Source organism: Promicromonospora sp. NPDC019610 (assembly GCF_044389365.1).
Classification (GTDB): domain Bacteria; phylum Actinomycetota; class Actinomycetes; order Actinomycetales; family Cellulomonadaceae; genus Promicromonospora.
The window spans coordinates 1,838,149-1,863,434 of the sequence record NZ_JBIRXX010000002.1 but is presented as its reverse complement, the minus strand read 5'-3'; the positions used below and the strand labels follow the sequence as shown (position 1 = coordinate 1,863,434).

24 protein-coding genes are annotated in these 25,286 nt (G+C 73.7%); 12 read left to right on the top strand and 12 right to left on the bottom strand.

Going from position 1 to position 25,286, the window contains the following annotated elements; genetic code table 11:
- Positions 1–82: 82 nt before the first annotated feature.
- Positions 83–535, top strand: coding sequence for a GNAT family N-acetyltransferase (locus ACH45N_RS19965; protein WP_397397012.1), 453 nt, complete (start codon positions 83–85; stop codon positions 533–535).
- On the opposite strand, the gene ACH45N_RS19960 is transcribed toward ACH45N_RS19965, so the two are convergent.
- Positions 460–1,914, bottom strand: a complete 1,455-nt coding sequence (locus ACH45N_RS19960) for an MFS transporter (protein ID WP_397397010.1) — start codon at positions 1,912–1,914, stop codon at positions 460–462. The genes ACH45N_RS19965 and ACH45N_RS19960 overlap by 76 nt on opposite strands.
- Before the next feature lie 88 nt (positions 1,915–2,002).
- Here ACH45N_RS19960 and ACH45N_RS19955 point away from each other — a divergent pair, with 88 nt between their 5' ends.
- The 4 genes from ACH45N_RS19955 (at position 2,003) to ACH45N_RS19940 (ending at position 5,880) form a co-directional block, all read left to right on the top strand.
- Complete coding sequence (locus ACH45N_RS19955) at positions 2,003–2,698, top strand: GntR family transcriptional regulator (RefSeq protein WP_397397008.1); 696 nt, start codon at positions 2,003–2,005, stop codon at positions 2,696–2,698.
- A 234-nt stretch (positions 2,699–2,932) separates the two neighbouring features.
- Positions 2,933–3,454: a CGNR zinc finger domain-containing protein gene (locus ACH45N_RS19950; RefSeq protein WP_397397006.1), complete on the top strand. Its 522-nt coding sequence runs from the start codon at positions 2,933–2,935 to the stop codon at positions 3,452–3,454.
- A gap of 132 nt (positions 3,455–3,586) precedes the next feature.
- Positions 3,587–3,991 (top strand): RidA family protein, encoded by a 405-nt coding sequence (locus tag ACH45N_RS19945; RefSeq protein WP_397397004.1) that lies wholly within the window; start codon positions 3,587–3,589, stop codon positions 3,989–3,991.
- Positions 3,992–4,986: 995 nt separating this feature from the next.
- Positions 4,987–5,880 carry a VOC family protein gene (locus ACH45N_RS19940; protein ID WP_397397002.1) on the top strand — a complete coding sequence of 298 codons (894 nt, stop codon included), beginning with the start codon at positions 4,987–4,989 and terminating at the stop codon, positions 5,878–5,880.
- 4 nt (positions 5,881–5,884) lie between these two features.
- Here the strand turns inward: ACH45N_RS19940 and ACH45N_RS19935 are convergent, their stop codons facing one another.
- Both ACH45N_RS19935 and ACH45N_RS19930 read right to left on the bottom strand, forming a co-directional pair.
- Positions 5,885–9,181, bottom strand: coding sequence for a family 78 glycoside hydrolase catalytic domain (locus tag ACH45N_RS19935; protein ID WP_397397000.1), 3,297 nt, complete (start codon positions 9,179–9,181; stop codon positions 5,885–5,887).
- Positions 9,182–9,359: 178 nt separating this feature from the next.
- Entirely contained in the window at positions 9,360–10,760 is a 1,401-nt protein-coding gene (locus ACH45N_RS19930; protein WP_397396998.1) for an FAD-binding oxidoreductase, read from the bottom strand.
- Positions 10,761–10,810: 50 nt separating this feature from the next.
- On the opposite strand from ACH45N_RS19930, the gene ACH45N_RS19925 reads away from it, so the two are divergent.
- Positions 10,811–11,161, top strand: a complete 351-nt coding sequence (locus ACH45N_RS19925; protein ID WP_397396996.1) for a pyridoxamine 5'-phosphate oxidase family protein — start codon at positions 10,811–10,813, stop codon at positions 11,159–11,161.
- Here ACH45N_RS19925 and ACH45N_RS19920 read toward each other — a convergent pair.
- Positions 11,158–11,295 carry a hypothetical protein gene (locus ACH45N_RS19920; protein ID WP_397396994.1) on the bottom strand — a complete coding sequence of 46 codons (138 nt, stop codon included), beginning with the start codon at positions 11,293–11,295 and terminating at the stop codon, positions 11,158–11,160. The genes ACH45N_RS19925 and ACH45N_RS19920 overlap by 4 nt on opposite strands.
- A gap of 44 nt (positions 11,296–11,339) precedes the next feature.
- Here ACH45N_RS19920 and ACH45N_RS19915 point away from each other — a divergent pair, with 44 nt between their 5' ends.
- A complete protein-coding gene (locus tag ACH45N_RS19915) occupies positions 11,340–11,501 on the top strand; it encodes a hypothetical protein (RefSeq protein ID WP_397396992.1) in 162 nt (53 codons plus the stop codon).
- A 39-nt stretch (positions 11,502–11,540) separates the two neighbouring features.
- On the opposite strand, the gene ACH45N_RS19910 is transcribed toward ACH45N_RS19915, so the two are convergent.
- Positions 11,541–12,575: an NAD(P)-dependent alcohol dehydrogenase gene (locus tag ACH45N_RS19910; RefSeq protein ID WP_397396990.1), complete on the bottom strand. Its 1,035-nt coding sequence runs from the start codon at positions 12,573–12,575 to the stop codon at positions 11,541–11,543.
- Between the two features lie 176 nt (positions 12,576–12,751).
- Between ACH45N_RS19910 and ACH45N_RS19905 the strand changes: the two genes are divergently transcribed.
- Positions 12,752–14,311 (top strand): GAF domain-containing protein, encoded by a 1,560-nt coding sequence (locus ACH45N_RS19905; RefSeq protein WP_397396988.1) that lies wholly within the window; start codon positions 12,752–12,754, stop codon positions 14,309–14,311.
- Between the two features lie 22 nt (positions 14,312–14,333).
- Here ACH45N_RS19905 and arfB read toward each other — a convergent pair whose 3' ends face one another.
- Positions 14,334–14,780 (bottom strand): alternative ribosome rescue aminoacyl-tRNA hydrolase ArfB, encoded by a 447-nt coding sequence (gene arfB / locus ACH45N_RS19900; protein ID WP_397396986.1) that lies wholly within the window; start codon positions 14,778–14,780, stop codon positions 14,334–14,336.
- 130 nt (positions 14,781–14,910) lie between these two features.
- Between arfB and ACH45N_RS19895 the strand changes: the two genes are divergently transcribed.
- Complete coding sequence (locus ACH45N_RS19895) at positions 14,911–15,672, top strand: DUF4333 domain-containing protein (protein ID WP_397396984.1); 762 nt, start codon at positions 14,911–14,913, stop codon at positions 15,670–15,672.
- A 15-nt stretch (positions 15,673–15,687) separates the two neighbouring features.
- Here ACH45N_RS19895 and ACH45N_RS19890 read toward each other — a convergent pair whose 3' ends face one another.
- From ACH45N_RS19890 to ACH45N_RS19880, 3 genes are all read right to left on the bottom strand, one after another.
- Entirely contained in the window at positions 15,688–16,563 is an 876-nt protein-coding gene (locus ACH45N_RS19890) for a hypothetical protein (RefSeq protein ID WP_397396982.1), read from the bottom strand.
- A 142-nt stretch (positions 16,564–16,705) separates the two neighbouring features.
- On the bottom strand, positions 16,706–18,262 hold the full coding sequence (locus tag ACH45N_RS19885; RefSeq protein ID WP_397397526.1) for a DUF222 domain-containing protein: 1,557 nt from the start codon (positions 18,260–18,262) through the stop codon (positions 16,706–16,708).
- 304 nt (positions 18,263–18,566) lie between these two features.
- Positions 18,567–19,106, bottom strand: a complete 540-nt coding sequence (locus ACH45N_RS19880; RefSeq protein ID WP_397396980.1) for a DinB family protein — start codon at positions 19,104–19,106, stop codon at positions 18,567–18,569.
- A gap of 39 nt (positions 19,107–19,145) precedes the next feature.
- Here ACH45N_RS19880 and ACH45N_RS19875 point away from each other — a divergent pair, with 39 nt between their 5' ends.
- Positions 19,146–19,628: an NUDIX domain-containing protein gene (locus ACH45N_RS19875; protein ID WP_397396978.1), complete on the top strand. Its 483-nt coding sequence runs from the start codon at positions 19,146–19,148 to the stop codon at positions 19,626–19,628.
- Positions 19,629–19,688: 60 nt separating this feature from the next.
- On the opposite strand, the gene ACH45N_RS19870 is transcribed toward ACH45N_RS19875, so the two are convergent.
- Together ACH45N_RS19870 and ACH45N_RS19865 are read right to left on the bottom strand one after the other, a co-directional pair.
- Positions 19,689–20,342 carry a hypothetical protein gene (locus ACH45N_RS19870; RefSeq protein ID WP_397396976.1) on the bottom strand — a complete coding sequence of 218 codons (654 nt, stop codon included), beginning with the start codon at positions 20,340–20,342 and terminating at the stop codon, positions 19,689–19,691.
- A gap of 50 nt (positions 20,343–20,392) precedes the next feature.
- The gene (locus ACH45N_RS19865) at positions 20,393–20,980 is read right to left on the bottom strand and encodes a CGNR zinc finger domain-containing protein (RefSeq protein WP_397396974.1); all 588 of its coding nucleotides are present in this window, start codon (positions 20,978–20,980) and stop codon (positions 20,393–20,395) included.
- Positions 20,981–21,036: 56 nt separating this feature from the next.
- Here ACH45N_RS19865 and ACH45N_RS19860 point away from each other — a divergent pair, with 56 nt between their 5' ends.
- Positions 21,037–22,260 carry an MFS transporter gene (locus tag ACH45N_RS19860; RefSeq protein WP_397396972.1) on the top strand — a complete coding sequence of 408 codons (1,224 nt, stop codon included), beginning with the start codon at positions 21,037–21,039 and terminating at the stop codon, positions 22,258–22,260.
- A 131-nt stretch (positions 22,261–22,391) separates the two neighbouring features.
- Here the strand turns inward: ACH45N_RS19860 and ACH45N_RS19855 are convergent, their stop codons facing one another.
- Positions 22,392–24,248, bottom strand: a complete 1,857-nt coding sequence (locus ACH45N_RS19855; protein WP_397396970.1) for a LamG-like jellyroll fold domain-containing protein — start codon at positions 24,246–24,248, stop codon at positions 22,392–22,394.
- A gap of 401 nt (positions 24,249–24,649) precedes the next feature.
- Between ACH45N_RS19855 and ACH45N_RS19850 the strand changes: the two genes are divergently transcribed.
- Positions 24,650–25,135 carry a DUF1269 domain-containing protein gene (locus ACH45N_RS19850; RefSeq protein ID WP_397396968.1) on the top strand — a complete coding sequence of 162 codons (486 nt, stop codon included), beginning with the start codon at positions 24,650–24,652 and terminating at the stop codon, positions 25,133–25,135.
- The last annotated feature ends 151 nt before the right edge of the window (positions 25,136–25,286 follow it).

Here is a 25,286-nt window from a genome sequence, read left to right as displayed (position 1 = left end):
GCCCCGCCCTGGCCGTTCGGCGGCGGGCGGTGTCAGTGGCGCCGCGTACCTTCGGAACCACGGCCCTGCGATGGGAGGAACCATGGTGCTGCGACTCGAGGAACTGAGCGTCGACAATCTCGGCGACGTCCTGCGCCTGCCGCCGCAGGCCGGTGACGACGAGCCGGTCGCCCCCACGGTCTGGTCGGTCGCCGAGGCGTACGTCCATCCGACGGCCTGGCCCCGTGCGGTGACCGACGACGGCGTGGTGGTCGGCTTCGTCATGGCCAACTGGAGCCCCGAGGAGCCGGAGCCGGCCTTCCGCGCGGGCATCTGGCGGCTGAACGTCGCGACGGCGGCCCGCGGGCGCGGGGTGGGGCGGTTCGCCGTCGAGCAGGTCGCCGCCGAGGCCCGACGCCGCGGCGTCGACCGGATCACCGTCCTGTGGGACGCGACCCACGCCAGGAGCCCCGAGCAGTTCTACCTGAGGTGCGGGTTCCGGCCCACGGGCGAGCTGCTGGGCGAGGTGCTCGGGGAGCTCGACCTGCGGACGTGAGGCGGGAGATCGTGCCGGCCTGGGCCAGCGAGATCGTCGGACGCCGCGCCGTCCAGCGCGGGCCAGCTCGCGTACTCCTGCCCGCCACGGCGTGCGGGCGCCGTCTCCGGCAGTGCGACGAGCGCGACGATCGAGCACACGACGAGCAGCGCGGTGTACCCGGCGACCAGCCAGAAGCCGCCGTCCGCCGCGACCAGCAGCGCGGTGGCGACCACCGTGAACGGGCCCGAGGCGACCATCGCGCCGAACTGCCACACCACCGAGACGCCGGAGTAGCGGACCGAGGAGTCGAACAGCTCCGGGAAGAACGACGCCTGCGGCGCGTACGTGCCGGAGTGCCCGAGCCCGAGGCCGACCACCAGCAGGGCCGTGATCACCGCCAGGTTCTCCGTCTGCACCGCGAGGAACGCGGGCACGATGAGCACCAGGTTGAGCACGGCCAGCGCCAGGAAGACGGGACGGCGACCGATGCGGTCGGTCACGTGGCCCCACACCGGGATCATGACGATCTCCACGAGGATCGCGATGATCACCGCCTCCAGCACCAGGCCCGAGCTGTACCCGTTGTTGTCCGCGTACGCGACCAGGAAGATCGTGTAGAAGGGGAACATCGCGGCCTCGACGAACTTGGCGAAGAAGCCGCCCAGCACCTCACGCCGCCGCTGGCCGAAGAGCTGGCGCAGCGGGGCGTGCGACTCGGCCTTGCGCTCGCGGGCGGCCTTGAAGGTCTCGGACTCGTCGACCTTCGACCGGATGTAGAGACCGACGGCGACCACGACGATCGACAGCAGGAACGGCACGCGCCAGCCCCAGGCGAGGAACGCGTCCTCGTCCATCCACTGCTGCAGGCCGGCGAACAGCGCCGTCGGGATGAGGTAGGCCACGGGGGAGCCGAGCTGGACGAAGCTCGCGTAGAAGCCGCGCCGCTTCTGCGGCGCCGCCTCGGCCGTGAGGAGGACGGCGCCGCCCTGCTCGCCGCCGACGCCGAAACCCTGGATGAGCCGGACGACCACGAGGATCACGGCCGCCCACATGCCGATCTGCTCGTAGGTGGGCATGAGGCCGACGGCGAAGGTGCCGAGCCCGGTGAGCAGCAGCGTGAAGACGAGCGCCTTCTTGCGGCCGAGCCGGTCACCGATGTGGCCCCACACCAGGCCGCCGAGCGGTCGGGCGAAGAAGCCGACGGCGTAGGTCGAGAACGCGGCGAGCGTGCCGACCAGCGGGTCGGCCTCGGGGAAGAAGATCTGGTTGAACACCAGGGCCGAGGCCGTGCCGTAGATGAAGAAGTCGTAGTACTCGGCGATGGTGCCGATGACGGACGCGCCGACGGTCTTGCGCAACGTCCTCGGGTCGACCGTTCCGGCCGGGGTGCCGCTCATGCTGCCTCCTCGCAGTGGTTCACGGCCGGGACGCTAGCATACTAGTGCGCTAGAACACGATCGGTCCGGAGTGCGGCAGAATCGGGGCATGTCGACGACGCCGCTCCTGACCGCCCGGGTCCGCGGGGAGAACACCCGCCGTCTGGTCCACACCTGGCTCCGCCGGCAGATCATCGAGCTGGAGCTGGCGCCGGGCGAACCCCTGTCGGAGGCGGAGATCGGCTCGCGGCTCGGCGTGAGCCGCACCCCGGTGCGGGAGAGCCTCATCCTGCTGGCCGAGGAGGGCCTCGTGGAGGTCTTCCCCCAGCGGGGCAGCTTCGTGGGGCCCATCCGCTACGAGGACGTGGTCTCGGCGCAGTTCGTGCGCGAGGCGATCGAGTGCTCCTCGCTGGAGCAGGGGGGAGCACAGGTCACCGCGGGCGACGTCGCCGAGCTGCGCGCCCTCATCGTGCGCCAGCACGAGGCCGAGCAGGGCGAGGACGCCTCGGCGTTCTTCGACCTCGACGAGGAGTTCCACCTGCGGCTCATGCGCGCCTGCGGGCACGAGTCCGCCTGGCGGATCGTGGCGTCCGCGAAGGCTCAGATGGACCGCGCGCGCAGGCTCTCGCTCCCGGAGGGCGGCAAGATGACGGGCCTCATCGAGCAGCACGAGAGCGTCATCGACGCGCTCGACCGGGGCGACGTCGCCGGCGCGGTCGAGCGGCTGCGCGAACACCTGCGGGTGGTGCTGCAGGACATCACGCACATCCAGGCGGAGCGGCCGGAGCTCTTCGCACGGGCTTAGCGCCGCCGGCCGCCCTGCTCAGGGGCGTCGGCGGCGCGTCCGTGCGCGGCTGCAGGTCCACACGGTGCGCCCCGCAGGCCGCGCACCGCACGTAGAGCACGTCGCCGGCCGAGGTCCGGTGGCGCGAGTCCGTGGTCCACGCGTGCTCGTGCCCGGTGTCTGTGTCTGTGGGGGTGGGGAGCGCGGCGCGGGTCTCGGTCGTCGTCATGCACCCCACGATGCTGTAATGGCCTTGTGCATCTCAACCCTTACGGCGAGTACGCCGTCCTGCTCGCGGCGTCCCTCGCCAACGACTGGCCGGACGACCGGGCGGGCATCGAGGCGCGTACCCGCGAGTTCGGCATGACGATGGAGTTCCGGGAGGAGCCCGCGGACCACGCGCGCTCGCGCGAGGCGATCGACGACTGGCTGCGCGTCGTGGACGCCGCCGACCCGGCCGAACGGGCCAGGCTCCTGAACGCCCAGATGGCGGCCGTCGCCGCCTACCCGCGCCTCACCGACCACGACGGGGAGGGCTGGCACCTGCACTACCGGGACGACAACCAGGCGCTGTCCGCGGTGCTGCGCGCCGTGATCGGCGTGGGCACCTCGCTGCACCTTGTCACCCGCGGCATGCACCGACTCGGGCGGTGCGCGTCGGAGCCGTGCACCAACGTGGTGGTCGACGTGACCCGCAACGGGCGGCAGCGGTACTGCTCTGTGCGCTGCGCCAACCGGGCAGCGGTGCGCCGGCACCGGGAGCGCGCGGTCCCGTAGGGCCGGCGCCCAGCCGGCGCCCAGCGCTCTCGGAGAACTCCGAGCCGCACCGGGGCCCTGGGGAGGACGAAGTTTCGGCCGGGCCGGCATCTAGGACAGCGGTTGTCCTCCACCGCGCCTAGCGTGGCCGGCATGGACCAGATCGAGCTGTTGCAGCCAGAAGGACTCGTGAAGAGCCCCGCGTTCAGCCACGTCGCCGTCGTCCCGCCCGGGGCCACGACGATCCACGTGGGCGGGCAGAACGCCGTCGACGCGACCGGTCAGCTCGTCGGCGGCGACGACGTCGGGGCGCAGACCCGGCGGGTCATGGAGAACCTGACCACGGCGCTCGCCGCCGCCGGAGCCGGCGTCGAGCACCTGGTGAGCGTCACCGTCGTGCTCGTCGAGGGCGTGGACATCAACGCCGCCTACGGCGCCGCGTCCGCCTCCCTCGCCGGGCTGTCCGAGCCGCCGCTGGTCATGGGCATGTTCGTCCGCGGGCTCGGCGTGCCCGGCGCACTGGTCGAGGTGTCGGCGCTCGCGGCCGTGGTGCGCTGATCGCCGCGCGTCCGGGCGACGCCGACGGCCACGCCGACCGCCAGGGCGACCGGCCAGAGCAGGGCGAGCCAGCTCGGGACGATCAGGTGGGCGCCCGGCTCCGCGAACGCCGCCCGGAACACGTCCCACGCGATCATCAGCGGCCCCTCCGGGCCGGCGGTCAGCCAGGAGGCGCCGGGGTAGACCGAGCTCGCCGCCGTGTAGAGGGCGGGGGCGGCCGACTGCGCGACCCAGAACATCAGGAGTGCCGGGACCCACGACAGCCACGACCAGCGGCTCCGCGTGACGCTGACGCCGAGCACCACGCCGAGGAGCACGAACACGACCACGGAGACCGCGTGCGCGAGGCCCGGCCCGCCCGTGCGCAGGCCGCTCGTGGCGAGGTGCAGCACGTCCTGGGCGAAGAACACCGGGGCCGCGAGCCAGAACCCGCGCAGCCACACCGGCCCGAGCACGGCGAACAGGCCCGCGAGGAGGCCGAGCAGCGACGCGGCCAGGGCGACGAGGAAGGTCGCCTGGGCCACCACGGTGCCCGCGGAACCCGCGCGCCACGTAGTCGCGAGCAGCGCGTCGAGGTGCTGGGCCTGACCGATCAGCCAGATGGCCCCGGCCACGACGACGATCCCCAGGGCGCCCGCGCCTGCCGCCCAGCGGGGCCGCGAGCTGAGCCACGACGTGCAGAGCGCGGCGGCCGCGCCGGCGAAGGCCACGGTCGCGACGGCCGAGGCCTCGGGCATGCTCGGCGTGGAGACCGCGGCGAGCAGCGCCGCCTGTGGACCCGCACCCACCACCAGCCAGGTCACCGGTGCGATGAGCAGGAAGAACCAGGGCGAGATCCGTGCACGCCGGGTGGTCGTCGACATGCGGCGGATTGTTTCACACAGTTCGGGCGGAAGATCCTATTTGTCCTATCGACGTCATCCGCGACGGGCCCGGCGGCGGGCGTCGCCCCCGCGAGGCAGGATCAGAGGAGCGGAACCGACCTGGAGGACGTCATGGCTGACACACCCACCACGCCCCGGACCTACCCGCACGGCGTACCCAGCTGGATCGACCTGGAGACGCCGGACGTGGACGCGGCGCTCGGGTTCTACGGCGACCTGTTCGGCTGGAGGTTCACCGAGATGCTGCCGCCCGGCGCGCCGGAGCGCTACGTGGTCGCGTCGCTGGACGGTACGGACGCGACCACGGTCGCCGCGGTCGCCACCCCCTCGGCGGGCCTCGACGGCGAGGTCGCGTGGCACACCTACGTCGCCGTGGACGACGTCGACGCCGCGGCGGCGCGCGTCACCGAGCTGGGCGGTTTCGTCAGCTCGGGGCCCGAGGACGTGGGGCCGCCGGGGGAGCCGGTCGGGCGGATGGCGCGGATCGTCGACCCGCAGGGCGCGCCCAGCCGGCTGGTCCAGGCGGGCACCCGCCCCGGCGCGCAGGCCGTCAACGGCCCCAACACGTGGAACTTCAGCAACCTGACCACGCCGGACATCGACGCCGCGCTGCGGTTCTACGGCCCGCTGCTGGGCTGGGAGCACGACGACGAGCTCGGGGCTGGGATGGCGCGCGTCCCCGGGTACGGCGATCACCTGGCCCGCACCTTCGACCCCGACATCTACGAGCGGCAGCACGGCGCGCCGCCCGGCTTCGCCGACGTCGCGGCCGGGATCCTGCGCGGCGAGGGACCGGCGCACTGGTCGGTGTCCTTCTCCGTGGCCGACCGCGACGCGGCGGTCGCCGCCGCGCAGCGCTCCGGAGCCACGGTCCTGGCCACGCAGGACACCGAGTGGAGCAAGGAGGCGACCCTGCGTGACCCGTTCGGCGCCGAGCTGGTGCTCTCCCAGTTCGACCCGCCGGAGTGGTTCCTCGAGGCCGAGGGGCGGGCCCCGGAGGCCTGAGGGGCTAGGCGACGAACGTGTACCGGCCCGACCCGACCCGCACCACGACCGCGCCGTCCGCCACCGAGACGTCCGTGACGCCCTCCGCGCGCCGGAGCGGGCGCCCCTGCTCGGTGACGGCCTCGGGGTCGCCGACCGGGAGCCGCACCGTCGCCGTCGCACCGACGGGGACGGTCACGCCCAGCCGGAGCCGGCCGCCCGCACGGCGCCAGTCGCTCGCGACCGTGCCGAACGGCGTCCGGACGCTCGCGCTCGCCCGGTCCAGGTGTTCCGTAACCGCCGGGGCGATCGTGACGTCGCGGAACCCGGTCTCGGGCGAGGCCTGGATGCCGGCCACGTGCTGGTAGAACCAGTCGTCGACGGTGCCGAGAAAGTAGTGGCCGTAGGAGCGCGCCTCCCGTGACCAGTGCTCCCACATCGAGGTCGCGCCGCTCTCGATCAGGTAGCCCCAGCTCGGGTAGCCGGTCTGCACGGCAAGCTCGTAGGCGAGGCCCGCATGCCCGTGCCGGGTCAGCACCGGCAGCAGCCACTTGGTGCCGAGCACCCCGGTGTTGAGCTTGGTGCCCTTGGCGCGGACGTCGGCCACGAGGCTGTCGACCACCCGGCCCGTCGTCGCGGCGTCCGGCACGAGCCCGAACTCCACCGCGAGCACGTTGTGCGTCTGCCGGTACCCGCGGTCGCCGTCGCCCCGGTAGTACCCGGCGTCGGCGTCGAGGAAGGTCTCGTTGAACGCGGCCCGGATCGTGGCGGCGTTCCGGGCGAAGTGCTCGACGTCGGCGGCCTTGCCGAGAAACCCGGCGCTGCGTCGCATGAACAGTGTCATCGAGTAGAGGAACGCCGTGGCGGAGACCCGGAGGTCCTCGGGCGCGTTGCCGCCCGCAGGGCTCGCCTCGGGGCTGACCCAGTCGCCCAGGCGCGCGTCCGGGACGATCCCGCCCTGCGACCGGTCGAACTCGAGGTCGACGTACCGCTTCATGCCGTCGTAGCACTCGGCCAGCACGCGGGTGTCCCCGCCGTACTGGTAGAGCCACCAGGGGATCATCACGTAGGCCGCGTGCCATGGCGGGCACACGCCCCATTCGCCCCAGTCGCCGGAGCTGGGCGCGATGACCAGCGGCCGGCCCTGCGCGTCGCGCGTCTCGTGCACGTCGCGCAGCCACTTGGCGAACAGCTCGTGCACGTCGAGGTTGAGCAGGAACATCTCCGCGCCGATCGCGGCGTCGCCGGTCCAGCCGTTCTTCTCGAACATCGGGGTGTCGGTCGGGATGCCGTGGATGTTGTTGGTCAGCGTGTCGACGACGGCCCGGTGGGTGCGGTTCATGATCTCGCTGGAGCTGTCGAACGAGCCGGTCTCCGCGGCGGCCGTGTGCACCACCCGCGCGGTGAACGCGTCGAGCGGCGGCGGGCCGTCCGGCGGCCACCCGGTGACCTCGATGTACTGGAAGCCCTTGTACGAGAAGCGCGGCTCCCACGTCTCCGGCCCGCCGGCGCCCGCCAGCGTGAGGCGGTCGGTCTGGAACCCGGCCTGGAACCCGCCGTTGTTGCTCAGGTTCACGCGCCCGGCGGCGGTCAGCTTCTCGCCGTGGGCGGCCCGGACCGTCGCACCGGACGGCCCGGTCACGGTGTACCGCACCCAGCCCGCGAGCACCCGCGGGAACTTCACCACGTACACGCCCGGCGCGGGCTCGGTCACCGCCACGGCCGGCAGCGACTCGATCACCTCGATCGGCTGCTGGCGCTGGTTGACGAGCACCCCGCGCGGGCCGGGCGCGACCGTGGCGGCGGCCCAGCCGGCGTCGTCGAACCCGGCCGTGTCCCAGCCGGGCAGCGTGCGGCGGGCGTCGTAGGCCTCGCCGCCGTAGAGGTCGTCGAACACGGTCGGTCCCGCGTGGACGCGCCAGGTCGCGTCCGTGACCACGTGCTCGACGGCGCCCCGGGCGTACTCCAGGCGCAGCACCGCGCGCACCACGGGCTCGTCGTGCCACGGCGGCGCCTCCCAGCGCCACACGTTGCCGCCCGTCATGCCGTAGAAGCCGCGGCCCAGCTCGATGCCCAGCGCGTTGCGGCCCCGCCGCAGCCCCCGGGTCAGGTCGGTCGCGGTGTACTGGACGGTGTTGTCGTAGTCGGTGAACCCCGGCGCGAGCACGCTGTTGTCGGCGGGCGCGCCGTTCAGCGACACGTTCGCGTACCCGCCCGCGGCCAGGTAGAGCGTGGCGTTCCGCAGGCCAGCGCGGACGTCGAGCTCCGTGCGCAGCAACGGGGCGGGCAGCGGGTCGGGCGTCGGCAGCCGCACGCCGCGACCCCAGGGGCCGGAGCCGTAGGTCGCGACCTGCACGGCCGGCGCCCAGGCGGAGTCGACCAGGTCGGGCCGCGCGAAGTCGTCCTCGAACGCGGTGGCGGCCTTCCAGCCGCTCCCGCTCGTGAGAGTCGCCGTGGTCCCGTCCGAGTACGTGAGGCGGACGACGGCGAGCACCGCGCCCGCACTGACCGCGTCGTTGGTGCCGCGCACCGCGAGCACCGTGGCGGCCCCGGGCGTCCTGGCGGGCAGGTCGACATCGTGGAAGCGGGCCGCCTGCCAGCCGTTCTCGGCGGGCTCCGTGCCGCCCGCCTCGACGCCGTCGACCCAGAGCGTGAACGAGTCGTCGGCCGTGATCAGCACCTCGGCCCGGGTGGCGTGCGCGCCGTCGGGCGCCGGCCGCGCGATCCGGAAGGCACGGTCCTGACCGGGCAGCTCGCCCTCGGCGGCCCACATCCACGCGGCGCCGTCGAACCGCAGGTCGGTCACCTCGTCCGGGACCCGTGCGTTGCCGATCCACGCGGCCCCCGCCCAGTCGCTCTCGGCGTACAGCCCGGTGCGGAAGGCCGCCGTCGTCGAACCGGCACCGTGCGTGGTCGCGACGTCGACCCGCCAGGTGTACTCCGTCGCGGCCCGCAGCGCGGGCCCGTCGTACTCGACGTTCGCCGACTCGCGAGACGGCACCACGCCGCTGTCCCACACCGTGCGCGAGCCCGGCCCGCGGGTGCTGACCCGTAGCCGGTAGGACTCCTGCTCGACGCCGCGATGGTCGGTCTCGATGGTCCACGAGAACCGGGGGCGGTCCACGTCGATCCCGAGCGGGCCGGTCTTCTTCTCGACGAGCGGGTCGGTCAGCCGGATGCCGCCGGGGCCGCCGGGCCGCGGCTCGTGCGCCGCGACGGCGTCCTCCGGCAGGGCGGCCGCTCGTGCGGCGCCGAGGGGGAGCGCGGCGGCGGTGGACGCCACGCCGGCGGTCTTGAGGAAGGTTCTGCGGTCGAGGGCCATGACGCCTCCAGGCATGTGCGGTGTCGAGAGAACGAGCTCCGTTGCAACGTTTCAAACACGCGAGCGCCAGTGTAGGGGTGATATGTCTCCCGGGACCAGGGGTGGTGGTACGGCCGGACCATGCCCTTGCTGCCAAGGAGAGCGCTGTCCTGGCAGCAGGTGCATGGTCGGTCAGGCGTCAGACGGCCGCCGGGAACGCCTTGCCCGGGTTGAGCAGGCCGCGGGGGTCCAGCGCGTCCTTGACGGCGCGGTGCATCGCGAGCACCACGGGGCTCAGCTCCGCCGCCGCGCCCGGGAGCTTGAGCAGGCCGACGCCGTGCTCGCCGGTCACCGTGCCGCCCAGGGCCCGGCACTCGTCGACGATGCGGTCGAACGCCGTCCTGGCGCGGGCCTTGGCGGCGTCGTCGCCCTCGGGCGCGATGATCAGCGGGTGCAGGTTGCCGTCGCCGGCGTGCGCGATGTTGGCGATGACGACGTCGGCCTCGCGGGCGATGGCCTCGATGCGGGCGAGCATCGTGGGCACGGCGCCGCGCGGCACGCAGACGTCCTCGGTGAGCACGGGGCCGAGCCGTTCCAGGGCGGGGTAGGCGAGGCGGCGGGCCAGGAACAGCCGGTCGACGTCGTCCGGCGCGAAGGCGCGCTCCACGTGGGTGCCGCCCGCCTGCTCGAAGTGGGCGGCGACCTGGTCGGCCAGGGCCTCGCCGGCGGCGCCGGGCTCGTCGACCTTCGCCAGGAGCAGGGCGGCCGCGCCCTCGGGGAGCGTCCAGTCCTGCCAGTCGGCGACGGCGCGCAGGCACGTGCTGTCGATCAGCTCCAGGGCGGCGGGCACGATGCCGGCGGCCGAGACGGCGGCGACGGCGTTGCCGGCGTCGGCCAGCGAGGGGAACCAGCCCACGATCGCCCGGTCCTCGCGGCCGCCGACCGGGCGCAGCTTCAGGGTGACGTCGACGATGATGCCCAGCGTGCCCTCGGAGCCGACCAGCAGGCCGGTCAGGTCGTAGCCCGTCACGCCCTTCGCGGTGGTGCGGCCGAGCCGGGCGACCGAGCCGTCGGCGAGCACCGCCGTCATGCCGAGCACGTAGTCGCGCGTGACGCCGTACTTGACGCAGCACAGGCCGCCCGCGTTCGTGGCGACGTTGCCGCCGATCGTGGAGATCGCCTGGCTCGCCGGGTCCGGCGGGTACCAGAGCCCGTGCTGCGCGACGTGCCGGCGCAGGTCGTCGTTGAGCACCCCGGCCTCGACCACGGCGTACCGCTCGGCCGTGTTCACCTCGACGATCCGCGTCATCCGCTCCAGCGACAGCACCACGGAGCCGGCCATGGCGTTCGCTCCGCCGGACAGCCCCGTCCCGGCGCCCCGGGGCACCACGGGCGCGCCGTGCTCGCCCGCGATCCGTACCGTGGCGACCACGTCGTCCAGGCTCGTGGCGAGCACGACGGCGGCCGGCGCGGCGTACTCGGCCCACTCGGCGTCGTCGTGGGCGTAGCGCTCGACCGCCTCCGCGGCGGTGAGCACGGCGTCGTCGGGCAGGGCGGTGCGCAGGGCCGTGGCCAGCACGGCGGATTCGTCGGAGGTCATCGGTCCCGGATCGTAGTCCGGCCACCTGGGACCGCCCGTGACCTGCGCAGATGTTCCGGGGCGGCAACACGGTCGCGTGGCCGGTCTCCGGCGTGTGGCGCCCCGCCGACCAGACCTTCGTCCTGTCGACGTCGATCGGGTTCGCGCAGAAGGCCCTCAACGTCCGCCGGGACCCGCGCGTCGCCGTGCTCTTCTCGGACCCCACGGGCAGCGGCCTGGACCGCTCGGCGCCGGACCAGCCCGGCCAGGTGCTCGTCCAGGGTGACGGCGCGTGCCCGGACGAGATCGTGACCAGCTTCGCGCGCAACGCCGACCTGTGGCGCAGGATCGACGCGGCGCAGCCGTCGTCGCGCGCCCTGTCGGGCAGCGGGCTCGTGCGCCGCCTGCTGGACGTCTACTAGATGCGGCTGATCATCAGCGTGAAGCCCGCCGTCGTCACGACGCGGCCGCCGCTGCCCGGCGCGGGACGGCCGCTCGCCGTGCCCGCGATGCCCGGCCTGCCGGCGGCGTACGCCCGGGAGCTGGGCGACTTCACCAGCGGGGTGCTGGCCCGGATCGACGACGACGGCCGGCCGACCCGTGCGCACCGCGGGCCTGCTGACGCCGTTCCGGTTCGTCCGCGGCCTGCGCGCCCGGGCGCAGGCCTACCTCGACCGGCGCGGCCTGGCCCGCCCGGTCGTCGCGTGGGACGAGCTCGAGGCCATCCAGGCGGGCGTGGACGCGGACAACGCCTCACGCTGACGCCGCCGTGACCGCGGGCGCACCTACCGGCCCCCGCACCTACGGGACCAGGACGGCGCGCCCGCGGACCCGGCCGGCCTCGATGTCGTCGATCGCCGTCTGGAAGTCGTCGAGCGGGTACTTCGCGGTGTGCAGCGTGACCGCGCCGCGGGCGGCGAGCACCATGAGGTCGCAGAGGTCGTTGTAGGACCCGACGAGGTTGCCCACGATGTTGATCTCGCCGGAGATGATGTCGATGGTCGGCACGTCGAGGTTCTCGCCGTACCCGACCACGTGGTAGTCGCCGGCCTCGCGCAGCATGCGCAGGCCCTCGGCGGTCGCGCCGCCCTCACCCACGAAGTCGACCACCACCTCGGCGCCGCTACCGCCGGTCGCCGCGAGCACCTCCTCGACGTGCGCGCCGTCGGCGAGCACACCGTGGTCGGCCCCCATCTCGACGGCCAGCCGGACGGCGTCGGAGTTGCGGTCCACCACGATCAGCTCGGCGGGCGTCAGCGCCTTCAGCACCTGGATCCCGATGTGGCCCAGCCCGCCCGCGCCGATCACCACGCACCGGTCGCGCGCCGTGAGCCGCCGGGCCGCCTTCGCCGCCGCGTGGTACGCCGTGAGTCCGGCGTCGGCGAGGGCCGCGACGTCGGACGGCTCCAGGCGGTCGTCGATGCGCACCACACTGCGCGCGGAGGTCCGCAGGTACTCCGCGTAGCCGCCGTGGGTGTCGATCCCGGGGAAGGCGCTCGCCGCGCAGTGCACGTCGTCGCCCGACCGGCACGCGCGGCACAGCCCGCAGGTGATCAGCGGGTGCACGATCACCGGGTCGCCCTCCGCGACGTTGGTCACCGCGCTGCCGACGGCGTGCACCCACCCGGCGTTCTCGTGCCCGATCGTGTACGGCAGGGTCACCTGGGACTTGTCGGCCCACTGCCCCTGAAGGATGTGCAGGTCGGTGCGGCAGACGCCCGCCCCGCCGATCCTGACGACGACGTCGAACGGGCCGACGGGCTCCGGCACGGGGACCTCGGTCAGCTCCAGCTTCTGGTGGTAGCCGACCACCTGGACGGCGCGCATCGTGGTCATGGGGTTCTCCGTCCTCGGCGCCCCCGTCGACACCGGCTGCCGCGAACGTAGACGCGGGCCGAGCGGCACGGCAGGGGTGCGGTGTCTCAATCTGAGACGGCGGCCCGGTCGGCGGCGAACGGGGCCCGGCGGTAGCGTGGGCCGCCGCACGCCGGGACGGACTGACGGAGGCTCCGATGCGCGAAGGGCACCTGCCGGAGAGGGCGCGGCTGCACGACGCCCCGGTCGTACCCGTGCCGCAGCGGCTCCTCGACTCCTGGCGGCGCAGCGAGGAGTACGGTGTGCCGCTCGACGACGTGGAGCCGGCGTTCACGGGCACCTACGACGACGAGTCGCTCTTCTACCAGTGCGGCCAGGAGGTGCTGACCGACCTGCACCGCACGCTCGCCGGCGAGCCCGTCAGCCTCCTGCTGACCGACGCCGACGGCCTCGTGCTCAACCGCCTCAGCAGCGACCGGGCCCTGCTGCGGTCGCTCGACGCCGTGCACCTGGCGCCCGGGTTCTCGTACGCCGAGCGGGAGGCCGGCACCAACGGGGTCGGGCTGGCCCTGGCCGACCGGGTGCCCACCGTCGTCCGCGCCGACGAGCACTACGCCCTGAGCCTGCGCACCTACACGTGCGCCGCCGCGCCGGTCCTGGACCCGGTCACCGGACGGGTCGAGGGCGCCGTCAACCTCACCACGTGGTCCAGGTCGTCGAGCGACCTGCTCCTGGCCCTGGCCCAGTCCGCGGCAGGGACGACGGCCGCGCTGATGCTGGCCCGCTCGCGCGGTCAGACGCCGCGGCCGCAGCCGCGCGGCGAGGTCTTCCGGATCGAGAAGCCCGGTCCGGAGCCCGGCGCCGGCACCCTCGACGACCTGTCCCGGCCGTGGGCCGAGGCCGTCGGACGCGCGAGCGCGGGCGTCGCCGGGGGCCGGGTCGTCGCCGCCGTCGGCGAACCCGGCTCCGGGCGGGCCACGCTGCTCGCCCAGGCCCTGCGGTCGGTGCGGCCGCGGGGCCGGATCCTCGCCGCCCGCGCCCCCGCGCCGCAGGACATCCAGCCCTGGCTGGACCTGTGGACCCCCGAGCTCGCCAAGCCGAGCACCGCCGTCGTGCTCCGCGGCGTCGAGGCCCTGCCGCTGTGGGCCGCCGAGCGGCTGCGCGACCTGGTGCTCGCCGCCCGCTCACGCACCGGGCCGGTCACCGGGTCGGGCACGGGATCGGGCACAGGGTCGGGCACTGGGTCCGGCACTGGGTCGGGCACAGGGGAGGACGACGTCCGCCGCGTCCTCTTCGCAATCACCGCCGAGCGCTTCGAGGACGTTCCGGCACCGCTGGCGTCCCTGGTCGAGTCCGTGGTGGAGGCGCCGCCCCTGCGCGACCGGCCCGACGACGTCCTGCCGCTCGCCCGGCACCTCGCCCGCCGCCTGCGGGGGCACGAGATCGCGTTCACGCCCGCCGCCGGGCGCGCGCTCGGCAACCACCCCTGGCCCGGCAACGTGCGCGCACTGGCTGATGCCGTCCGGTTCGCCGCCACCCGCGCCGACGTCGTGGACCTGCGGCACCTGCCGCCCGAGGTCCTGTCGGACACCTCGCGCCGGCTTTCCCGCATCGAGTCGTTCGAGCGGGACGAGATCGTGCGGGTGCTCAGCCGGTACGGACCGTCCATGCAGGTCGCCGCCGACGAGCTCGGCATGAGCCGGGCCACCCTGTACCGCAAGGTGTCGCAGTACGGCATCCAGGTGCCGCGGGGGTAGCGGCTCGGCCCTGGCGGCCGGGTCAGTCCTCGCGCCGGGGCTTGGCGGAGCGCAGCTTCTTGGTCGCCGACCGCTGCTTCTTGGCCGTCAGCCGCCGCTCCTGCGAACCCCGGGTGGCGCGCGTGGCCTTCCTGGAGCGTGGTCCCGGGGCCAGTCCGTCGTTGACGACCGCGGCCAGGCGCGTGGCGGCGGCGTCGCGGTTGCGCCGCTGCTCCCGGTGCTCCGAGGCGACGACGGTGAGGACGCCGTCGACCAGGCGGCCCGCGAGCCGCTCCAGGAGGCGCCGGCGCTGCGTGTCGCTCAGGACGGCGGACCGTGCGACGTCCCAGGAGAGCTCGACGCGCGAGTCGGTCGTGTTCACGCCCTGACCGCCCGGGCCGGAGGAGCGCGAGAACCGCTCGGTGAGCTCGGCGCGGGGGATGGTCAGCGCGGGACTGACGGCCAGGCCGGGGCGGACGGGGGAGGGCATGCGCCCATGGTCTCGCACCCGGGGCGCAACCCACGCTCGTGTCGGGTCGACGACGGCGTGACCAGGGGTTTCGCGCTGCCATACTCAGCGGCGTCATAGTCGGACCCCACGATCTGCGAGGGCATCACCCATGCGTTTCAGCTCACCGCCTGGCTGGCCCACGCCCCCGGAGGACTGGTCGCCGGCAGCCGGCTGGCGGCCCCAGCCCGACTGGCCGGCAGCGCCCGAGGACTGGTCGTTCTGGACCGACGACGAGGGACGCCCCGTCGACGGGCCGTGGGTCCCGGAGCACCATGACGCCTCGGAGTTCGACGCGCCGAGCAGCCTCGCCCTGTGGGGGTTCGCGGCCGTGCAGGTCGTCCTGATCCTCGTCGAGATCCTGCTCCTGAGGTTCGGTACGCCGTCGACCGGCGGGATCCTGGCCGTGGGTGGCGTTCTCAACCTGGCCTGTTTCGTCGCCGACGTGACCCTCCTGCGCCAGGCGGGTCACCGCGTGCCGGTCCACCTCTACATCTGCGGGCTGCTGCTCGTGCCGCTCTACCTCATCTTTCGGATCCGGCTGACGAGGACGGGCTGGTGGCCGCTCGTGGGGTGGATCGGTGCGATCGTCGCCTCCGTCCTGGTGACACCGCTCGTGGCCTACGTGGGCGGCGTCGAGCTGGAGGCGGCCGACGTCGAGTCCTCGATCGAGGACTCGTACTCGACCGGGGACGGCGCCTCGATCGTCGAGAGCACCCTGCCGGTCCAGGCGAGCTGCCCGGACCCGCTTGTCGTCCGGGTCGGCGAGACCTTCGACTGCGAGACCGGGGTGGTCGGCGAGGCGCCCGAGACCGTCACGGTCACCCTGGAGTCGTGGCTGGGGGAGATGTCGTGGCGGAGGCCGATGCGGTGACGACCGCCGGTCGCCTTACATGACGTACCGCTGGACCGGGTGATCCCACGAGTTGGTGCAGTAGAAGAGCTGGAGGTTGGTCCAGTTGCCCAGCACGAGTCCCGTGGGCTCGCTGCACTCCGGGCCGCGCGGCTCGTCGGTCGGCGGCACGAGGTAGCTCGTGGTGGTGGTCCGATCGGTGTGGGCGACCTCCGTGCTGGCCAGGCTGAGCAGCGGGCTGAGCGGGGTGCCGCAGTCGCAGACGAAGGCGCCGAAGTAAGGTCCGCCGACGCCGCAGTCCGCATGCCATCCGCCGACCTTGGACCCGTGGGCGAAGGTCCGCACGCGGTTGTAATGGCTGTCCAGCTCGTCGTCGCGGCGCCCCACATGGTCGTCGAAGGCCTCGCCGAGCACCCAGGCCGGCGGGTACTCGGTGACCTGCTCGGGGGCGAGCACGCAGGGGGCGGGCACGTAGCCGTCCATGATGATCTGATCCTCCGTCGGACGCGGCACGTCGGTCAGGACATCGGTGATGTCCTCCGAACGACGCCACACGACCATGAACCCGGCATCGGGGAGCCCGGTGCGGAAGTGGTCCATCTCGAAGGCGTCCACGTTGTCGTCGGGGCACCACAGGATCTGCAGCACGTCCATGCCCTCGGGGTGCGGCAGCTCCGGGAAGTCCCGCACCCAGAGCTGGAGCACCGCGACCAGAGGGATGGTCCCCCTGTCGTCCGGCTCCTGCACCGTCGGCCACGGCTCGTCGTCCGGCCACAGCAGGGGACCGCCCACGGACGAGTCGTGCACCCCGGGCGTGCCCGGGCGCGGATGCAGCATCGTCGTCGTGCGCTCGTACCCGACCAGCTCGGGAAAGACGGTGGTGATGTCCGAGGGCGGAGGCGGGGTGGTCACGGGACCGCATCCTGCCAGGGAGAACAGGTCAATCGTCGGTGGACAGTCGCAGCGGAGCGCCGCTAGCCCGCGGCACCGACGTGACCGCTGGCTATGCGGGGCGGCCGTCGTCCGCCCTGGATTGCCGAGGCCGTGGCGGATGTCAGGTGGGGTGGGTCCAGAAGAGATCGGGTCGACGTGACTTGGCGCGGGCTCGACCAGATGGCCCGTGCGCTGGGCATGGTTGGCGGGATGGCGGGCTCGGTCGATAGGCGATCGCGCCATGGGCGGGGGTGGTGTAGCAGCCGATCGAGTAGCGGCTACGTGGGGTGCGGCCGGGTGCGGGGTCGGTCATGCCGACGGCCGGGGTCCACGCTGGTGTCGTGGCGCGGTCGGGGGCCGAGTCTTCGGGTGTCGCATTGTTGGGGTCCGCGTCGCGGACTACCGCCGTGACGTCTGCTCTGACTGGTGTCGGTGGTGTCGGCGCGACCGAGACATAGGTGTGCCGGGTCGGGGTGACCGTCTCGACGGCGTGGCGCCCGTCGAGCTGGGTGGTCTTCTGCTGCCAGCCCGGTGCCTGCTTGGCGTGGTTGCAGCGGGCGCACAGCCCCTGGCCGTTGTCGAGACTGGTCGGTCCGCCTTCCGAGTGCGGGGTGACGTGGTCGGTGTGTCGGATGGGGGCGTCGCACCAGGCGGTGGCGCAGATGCCCTGCTCCCTGGCCCGCAGGAGGCTCGACAGACCTGGCGGGTGGAACCGGGACGTCGACGTCGTGGCCAGGAGACGGCCGTGCGGGTTGACGTAGATGCTGCGCAGCCACGCCGTGTCGGTGTCGATCGCGTGCGCTACGAGGTGGCGGGCCACGAGTGCGGGGATGACGCCCGCGCCCGCTGGGGCGCCCTCGACCATCACGGCGGGCTGGTTGCCGCCGGCCAGGAGGGTCTCGTCGGAGACCAGGAGGTTGATCGTGACCGGCACATCGCTGGCGTGGCCCGGGCCGCGACCGGTGACGCGTTCGATCAGGGTGTCGGCCATGATCTGACCTACCCCGCGCTCGTCCCCTGCGGCTTTGGTGGTCTCGGCGTGGGTCTTGAGCTGGGCGTAGGCCTGGACGCCCTGTGCCATGGGGACCAGGGCGGTGAGGTAGACCATCAGGTCCGGTGCCGGACGCAGGGAGACCCGCCGCTCGGAGACGGCCTTCGCGTTCCGGTTCACGCAGGCGTGCACGTCCAGCCGGGCCGCGAGTTCCTTGATGCGGGCCACGAGGCGGCGGGTGCCCATGCGGGCCAGCTCGGCCAGGTGTGCGGGTCCGCAGATCTCCTCGTCGATCAGGCCACGGTGCTCGACCGACAGGTGCGACGTCTCCCGGACCAGGAGCGTGGCCCGCCACGGCGAGAGCACCCCGGCCTGCAGGGCGGCGAAGGTGTGCGGCATCTGCGTGACCCAGACCCGCGACGTGGACACGAACCCGGCCCCCGCGTATGGACTGCAACGCAAGGCCGCACCGACCTGGTTGGGCACACCGCGCCCCCGCCGCTCGGCCCGGATGCTCTGCGCGGCTTCGTCGGCGCGCGTGGCCTCGTCCAGTGCGACCGTCAACCGGGCCTGGGTCGCGGTGATCGTGTTCTTCACGGCTTCCAGCTCGCCGAGCAGGTCCACCCACTCCGCCTGGACCACGCCGGGCACAGCGGCAGGAGTATCAGCGGCACCAGGCAGGATCATGCCCGCCAGCATCTGGCGCATCGCCCGCACAGCCGCCACGTCAACGACTCCGTCGAGCGCACCGGGCAGCACCGACCCGGCAGGCCGCTCGCCTGTCGCCGTCAACACCTCACCCGCACGCGTCATGCCACCAAAATATGGCACGCCCGTTCGCATCGCTCGCCCAACCGACCCGATCCGCCGACAGCAGAAAACGACCGCTCAGCCTGTGGACAAGCAGCGGTCAGCGACTCTGATCTGCCCTTCGTCCTTTCGATGACGCCAGGCCCTCGTTGCGAGCACCGAACCTGTCGAGTTCAACGATCTAGATGCCGACCGACCCGTCGATCGCCTCGCGGAGCAGGTCCGCGTGGCCCAGGTGCCGGGCGTACTCCTGGATCAGGTGGAGCAGGATCCACCGCAGCGTGCCTTCCTGGCCCTCCCAGAACGTCTCCTGGGCGATCGTGCCGAGGTCCGCCGTCTCGGCGACGATGCGTTCGGTGCTGCGCTGAGCCTCGTCGAGCCAGGCCAGGAGCTGCTCGGGCGAGTCGTCCGCGGCGGTGGCGAACGTCCAGTCCTGGCGTCCCTGCTGCTCCTTGTACTGGGCGTACCAGGTCGGCGTCTCGACCGTCCCCGCGAACGTCACGTTGACCCAGGCCTGCTCGATGACGGCAAGGTGCTTGAGCAGGCCGCCGAGCGACAGCGTGCTCGGCGCGTGCCGGTAGGCGAGCAGCGTGCCGCTCAGCCCCGAGACCTTCCAGCGCAGCGTGTCGCGCTGGAAGGCGAGGATCCCGAGCAGGGTCTGCTTCTCGTCGGCGGTGAAGGGGATCTCGAAGCGGTCCGTGGGGTCGGTGATCGTGCTCATCCTGGAACCGTAGCGACGTCAGGACGCAGACTGGACCCCATGGCGACGACGAGCGCGGGACTCCTGCCCTTCCGGCGGCTGCCCGACGGCGGGGTCGAGGTGCTGCTCGGCCACATGGGCGGACCGTTCTGGGCCCGCAAGGACGCGGGATCGTGGTCGGTGCTCAAGGGCGAGCTCGAACCCGGCGAGGAGCCCCACGCCGCGGCCCTGCGCGAGGCGGCCGAGGAACTCGGGCTGGAGCTGCCGCCGTCGTCGGGCCCGGACCTGGAGCTCGGCGAGGTGCGGCAGCGCGCCGGCAAGGTGGTCCACGCCTGGGCGCGCGAGTGGCCCGACCCCGGGCCCGATCTGTCGGCGATCAGCAGCAACACGGTCGAGATCGAGTGGCCGCCGCGATCCGGCACGCGCCTCGAGATCCCCGAGATCGACCGCGTCGCCTGGTTCGCGCCCGAGGACGCGCGGCGGGTCGTCGTCAGCGCGCAGGCGGCGTTCGTCGACCGGCTGGTGGAGGCACTCGCGGGCTGAGAAGCGGGCCCCGGCACCGCGCCGGGGCCCGCCTCCGCTCAGCTCAGGATCAGCCGGGGATCAGGGCTCGATCGTGGGCACGAAGTTGTCCAGGAGGAACTGGCCCTCCTCGCCCGGGGGCAGCTCGCCCATGAACCGGCTGACGACGCCGGTGCGCTCCGACTCGACGAAGACCTGGAAGTCGATCGTCTCGACGCCCGGGGCACCCCAGTGCTCGGTCTGCGCGGCCGTGAGCACGGCCTCCGAGGCGCCCTCGATGTCGATGTACGACGCGTACCACCCGAGCTCGTTCAGCACCTCGGGGTCCGGCATCTCCTGGTCGTAGAAGGGCGACTGCATCAGCACGCGCCAGTGCAGGTCGCCGAACTCGTCGGAGTAGATGGTCTCCGGGGACTCCCACTCGTGGCCGGGGCCGCCGTCGCCCACGACCGCGCGCCCGGTCCAGTCGGCGGGGAGCTTGTAGCCCACGCCGTCGGTCTCGGTCGACTGCCAGGTGTCGGTTGCGCCGCCGGTCGGCTCGCCCAGCTTGATCGGGATGCCGACGGGGTCGCACCCGGGCGGGTCCGCCACGTGGCTCGGCGCGTGCGCCGCGACGGCGGAGCAGGCCACCTGCGCCGGCGCGGCGACGGCCGTCGAGGCCGCCCCCGCGGTGAGGCCGACGACGAGGCCGGCCGTCAGGACGATGGAACGTGCCTTCTCGTGTGTGTGTCTCATGACTTCTAGGACGCACCGGCCGGGTGAAAGGTTGTGCCTCCCCGAAAGAATCAGCCAGATGTTCCCGCAGGTCGCGTGCCTTTTTCGGACATTCGGGCCCGTGCCCGGTGCGCGGCGACGCGTTCCCGCGTGGCGCACCGCCGGGAGCAGTAGCGCTGCTCCGGCCCGCTGCCGATGGCGAGGAAGACGCGCTCGCAGCCGTCCGCCCGGCAGGCCCCGCCCGGGAGCTGCTGCCGGTCCCAGACCAGCACCGCCATCGCCAGGCAGGCCGACGCCAGGAACCACTCGTCGAGCGGTCCGTCGTCGTCGCGGTCCAGGTGGAGGTGCCACGCGGTGCCGCCGTGCGCGGTGAGCCGCAGCCGCTGCGTGTGCCGGGCGAGCAGGCCGTTCAGGGCCGCCGTCGCCGTGGTGAGGTCGGCGGCGTCGAAGACCGGCCGGAGCCTTCGGGCGGCCCGGCGCAGCGGCTCGACGTCGGCGGCGGTGACCACCAGCGTCCCGGGCTCGCCGTGGGCGAGCAGCACACGGCGGACCGCTTCCGGCGTCGGGTCCTCCGCCAGGACGTTGATCAGTGCGGCGGTGCGCCGGGCCGCCGTCCGCGGCGAGAGCCGGTCCGGTGTGTCGGCGTTCGGCGAGACCATGCCGGGAGCGTAACGCTCGTAGACCAGTTCTGCGTTACCGATCTACCGTCCGGCGCATGCCTCGACCGAGCGACGACCGACGTCTGCGGACCTACCTGGCCGGTGCGACCGCCGGCCGCACCGGGGACGAGATGTGCGGCCCGGCGCTTCTCCTGCTCGCCCTGGCCGGCTCCGCCGAGGCGTCGACCGGCCCGGCGGTGGTCGCCGCGCTGACCGCCGCGACGGCAGCGGGCGGGCCGGTGCTCGGGGTGCTGCTCGACCGGTCGGCGCACCCGGGACGGCTGCTCGCGCTCGCGCACGTCGGCTTCGCCACGGCGGCCGCCGCCCTCGCGCTGCTGGTCGGACGCGCTCCGGCGCCGGTCGTCCTGGGCGTCGCCCTGGTCGGCGGGCTCTTCCGCCCGGCGCTGTCCGGCGGCTGGAGCGCGCGGTTGTCCGACGTCGTCCCCGCGCGCCGGTTGCCGCGCGCCGTCGCCCTGGACGGCCTGACGTTCGACGTCGCCGCGCTGGCCGCCCCGCTCCTCGTGGGGGTCCTCGCGCTGGCGCTGCCGCCCGTCGCCGCTGTCGCCGTCGCGGTGGTGGCGGTGCTGCTCGCCGTGCCCGCCGCCGGGGGGGCCGGCGGGACACGGGGCGGTACTTGGGTCGCGCCGTCGCCGCGCGGCCTCGGGCGTCAGGTGCTCACCGGGTTCCTCGTCATCGTCCGGGTCCGGACGCTACGGCGGGCGACGATCACCTCGGTCGTCGGCTATGTCGGGATCGGCCTGGTCCTCACTGCGGCGCCGTTGCTCGCCGAGCGGGTGCTCGGCCGGGCCGGGCACGGCCCGTGGCTGCTGGCCCTCACGGCGCTCACGGCCCTGGTCGGCAACGCCGCCTACGCCCGGCGTCCGGACCGGCTGTCGCCCGACCGGGTGCTGGCAGGCACCTTCGGCCTGGTCGCGGTCGCCTCCGGGCTCGCCGCGGCCGCCCTGGTGGTCGAGCACCCCGGTGTCGCGACCGGCTGCCTCCTGGCGGCCGCGGTGCTCGTCGGGGCCGCCGACGGTCCGCAGCTCTCCGCGCTGCTCCGGATCCGGCACCGGGACACCCCGGACGAGGTGCGCGGCCAGGTGTTCACCACGGGCGCGAGCCTCAAGCTGGGTGGCGCGGCGCTCGGCGCCGCGCTGTGCGGCCTGTTCGCGTCCGGCCTGGCCGCGGCGATGCTCGTCGCGCTCACGGCCGAGCTGCTCGCGCTGGCGTGCTTCGGTGTGCTCGGTCGCCGTCGTCCCTCGGCTGACGTGCCGGGGTGACCACTGCCGACGCCGTCCGGACCCGGTTCCTGGACGAGGGGGCTGGTCCGGCACGACCTCGGCGACAGCCCGCCCACGGTCGCCCGGTGCGACCTGCTGCTGGCCCCGGGACGGAGCGCGAGGACGCCGCGTCAGCCCCTGCGCGCCGTGAGGAACTGCTCCGGCCGCAGGGCGCGCGACACGATCCGGGTGTCGCCGATCCAGCCGTAGAAGCCCTGCCCGTACTTCTCGGCGGACTGGGTGCCGCCGATCGCGAACGGCTTGCCCAGCGTCGAGATGCCGCGCGACTCCTCGGCGGCGTTGCGCACGATCTTCGAGCCGTCCACGTACATCACCGTGTGCCGGCCGTCGTTGACGAGCGCGACGTGCATCCACCGGCCCACCGGCACGGCGTGGCTCCAGGAGGTCGGGTCGGCGTCGACGGGCACGGGGTAGACGACGAACTGCAGGAAGCGCTCGCCCGACAGGTTCAGGCTGCACGTCGGCTCGTCGTCGGACCATCCGCTGTGCTTGCCGGCGTCGCCCGCGCGGCCCTCCCAGCTCAGGATCCCCATCCAGGAGTGGTCGCCCTCGAAGGGCTCGGGCAGCTTGAGGAACGTCTCGATCGTGTACCCGGACTCGAACGTCGCGCTGTTGAGCGGCGCGTCCGGACCCGTGCGCAGCACGGCGCCGCGGTCAGGCCTCTTGCCGCCGTCGAACCGCAGGCTCGCCCGGGCCGGCTGGGCGTCGTGGTGCTCGGCCGACCAGGTCAGCGTCTCCGGGGCGCTGGAGTGCAGCAGCTGCGAGGTCAGGTCGTTGCCGTTGCCGGTGAGGTCACGGGCCACGGTCCCGGGTGCGACGGGTGCGCCGTCCGACCCCGCGGAGCCGAGCCCGGCGGCGTCGAACCGCCAGTACGCGACCGTGCCGCGCGGCATCACGGCCGACGGCGGCAGCGGCGCGGGCAGCACCGGCGGCGCGAACGCGGCGAAGCGCTCGTCGAAGTCGATCTCCACGGTGAACCGGTCCACGTCGCCGCTGAGCTCGACGTGCTCCGCCTCCAGGGGCGTGGGGTCGCCCTTGGCGAGCAGCCACGGCGAGAAGGTCTCGACGTCGATCACGCCGCGCACCAGGTCGAAGCTGTAGTACCGCACCATGCCGGCGCCGCCGTAGTAGCGGTCCTGGTAGTTGGTGATGTGCAGGTGCACGGCGTTGCCGGCGTCGTTCGTGAGCGTGGTGCGGCCGGACGGCCAGTAGTGCCCGCCGAGCGCGAGGAAGATCTGGTCGTTGCCCTTGATCAGGCGGTCCCACAGGCGCCGGCCGTTGTCGGACAGGTGGGCCTGGCCGTCGTCCTCGGCCCACACGAGGTCGTGCGTGGTCAGGACCGCCGGCAGCGTGGCGTGGTCGTCCAGCACGCCCTGCGTCCAGGCCAGGCCGGCGTCGGACAGGCGCCAGTCCAGCGCGAGGACCAGCCACTCCCGGCCGCCGCCGCGGACCACGTGGAAGCTGTTGTAGCCGTCGGGGGAGGAGCCGCCGTACGTCTCCATCCGGGAGAAGCGCTGCGGCCCGAACGTGCGCAGGTAGGGCGAGTCGCCGCGCTGGTCGTCGCCGCTGACGTCGTGGTTGCCCGCCAGCACGCTGTACGGCAGGCGGCCGGCGGCGTCGAACGCGCGGCTCGCCGCGCGCATCTCGGTCTCCGTGCCGTGCTCGGTCACGTCGCCGAGCTGCGTCATGAACACGATGTTGTCCTGCGCGCGCTCGCGCACCAGGTGCCGCAGCGTCGCGCGGACCGGCTCGGCGTCGGAACCGCCGTCGTCCAGCAGGTACTGCGTGTCGGGCAGCACGGCGACGGTGAACCGCGCGGCCGCCGCGTCCGGGCGACCGCCGGTCGAGGAGGCCGACGACGGCGCCGCGGCCGCCGACGTCGTGCCGGCGGCCGCGGAGGCCGCCGAGAGAACGGGGACGGCCGCTGCCGCCTGGAGCAGGGAGCGGCGAGAGAGCTTGTTTTCCACGGGTCAGATCGTGGCGGCGCCGTCTGGCGCCGGGGTGACGCGCGGCCGAACGGCGGCTGACCATTGGGCTGAACGGCCGGGCTTCCCGCACTCCCTGGTGATCTCCGAGCCGCTCGTGAACGGGTCCACGCCCGGCGCGCGCCGCAGCGAGGTCGAGGTGCGGCTCGCGGACCTGCGCGACGACGAGACCGACGGCGGGGACCGCCGTGTCGTCGCCGGTCGTCGCCGCTCTGGGCACCGCGCTCCGCCCCCGCGCCGCGGCCTGGGCGGTGGACGCGCCCCCCGCCCGCGGACGTCGAGCGACGGGTCCCGCCGCCGGCGGTGTGACGCGCGCATCGTGCCGCCGGGTGCGACGATCGAAAGGCGGGGGAACAGACCGTCCAGGAGGATGAGGATCACCGATGACCACGTTCACCGTCTGGAAGTTCGACGACCCCGAGGGCGCGCAGGCCGCGGCCGGAAACCTCAAGCAGGCCGCGTCGGAGGGGCTCATCACGGTGGTCGACCATGCCGTGGTGTCCTGGCCCGTCGGGCAGGCGACCCCGACCACCAAGCAGGCCCACGAGAACGAGTGGCGCGGCACCGGCTGGGGCGCGTTCTGGGGGCTGCTCCTGGGCACGCTGTTCTTCATGCCGCTCATCGGCGCCGCCGCAGGCGCGGCGATCGGCGCCCTGGCGAAACACACGGAGGCGGTGGGCATCGACAGCACCCAGCTCGAGACGATCCGGGAGCAGGTCACGGTCGGCACGTCGGCACTGTTCGCCGTGACCCAGGACGGCGACATCGACCGCGTGGGCGAACGGTTCCACGGCATGCGGGGCAAGCTGATCGCGACGAACCTCACCGAGGCGGAGCGGTCGACGCTGGTGGAGACGTTCGGAAGCTGACGCCCTGGCGGACCCGCCGCCCCGCCGCCCCGTCTGGCGTCGAACGTAGGAGTGGTGGGGGGGAGTGGGGGGTGGAAGGGCCCCCAACCACAGGGGGAAGGGGGGGCGGCCAACACCCCGCCCGGGCCGGGGGGGGGGGGGGGGGCCGCCC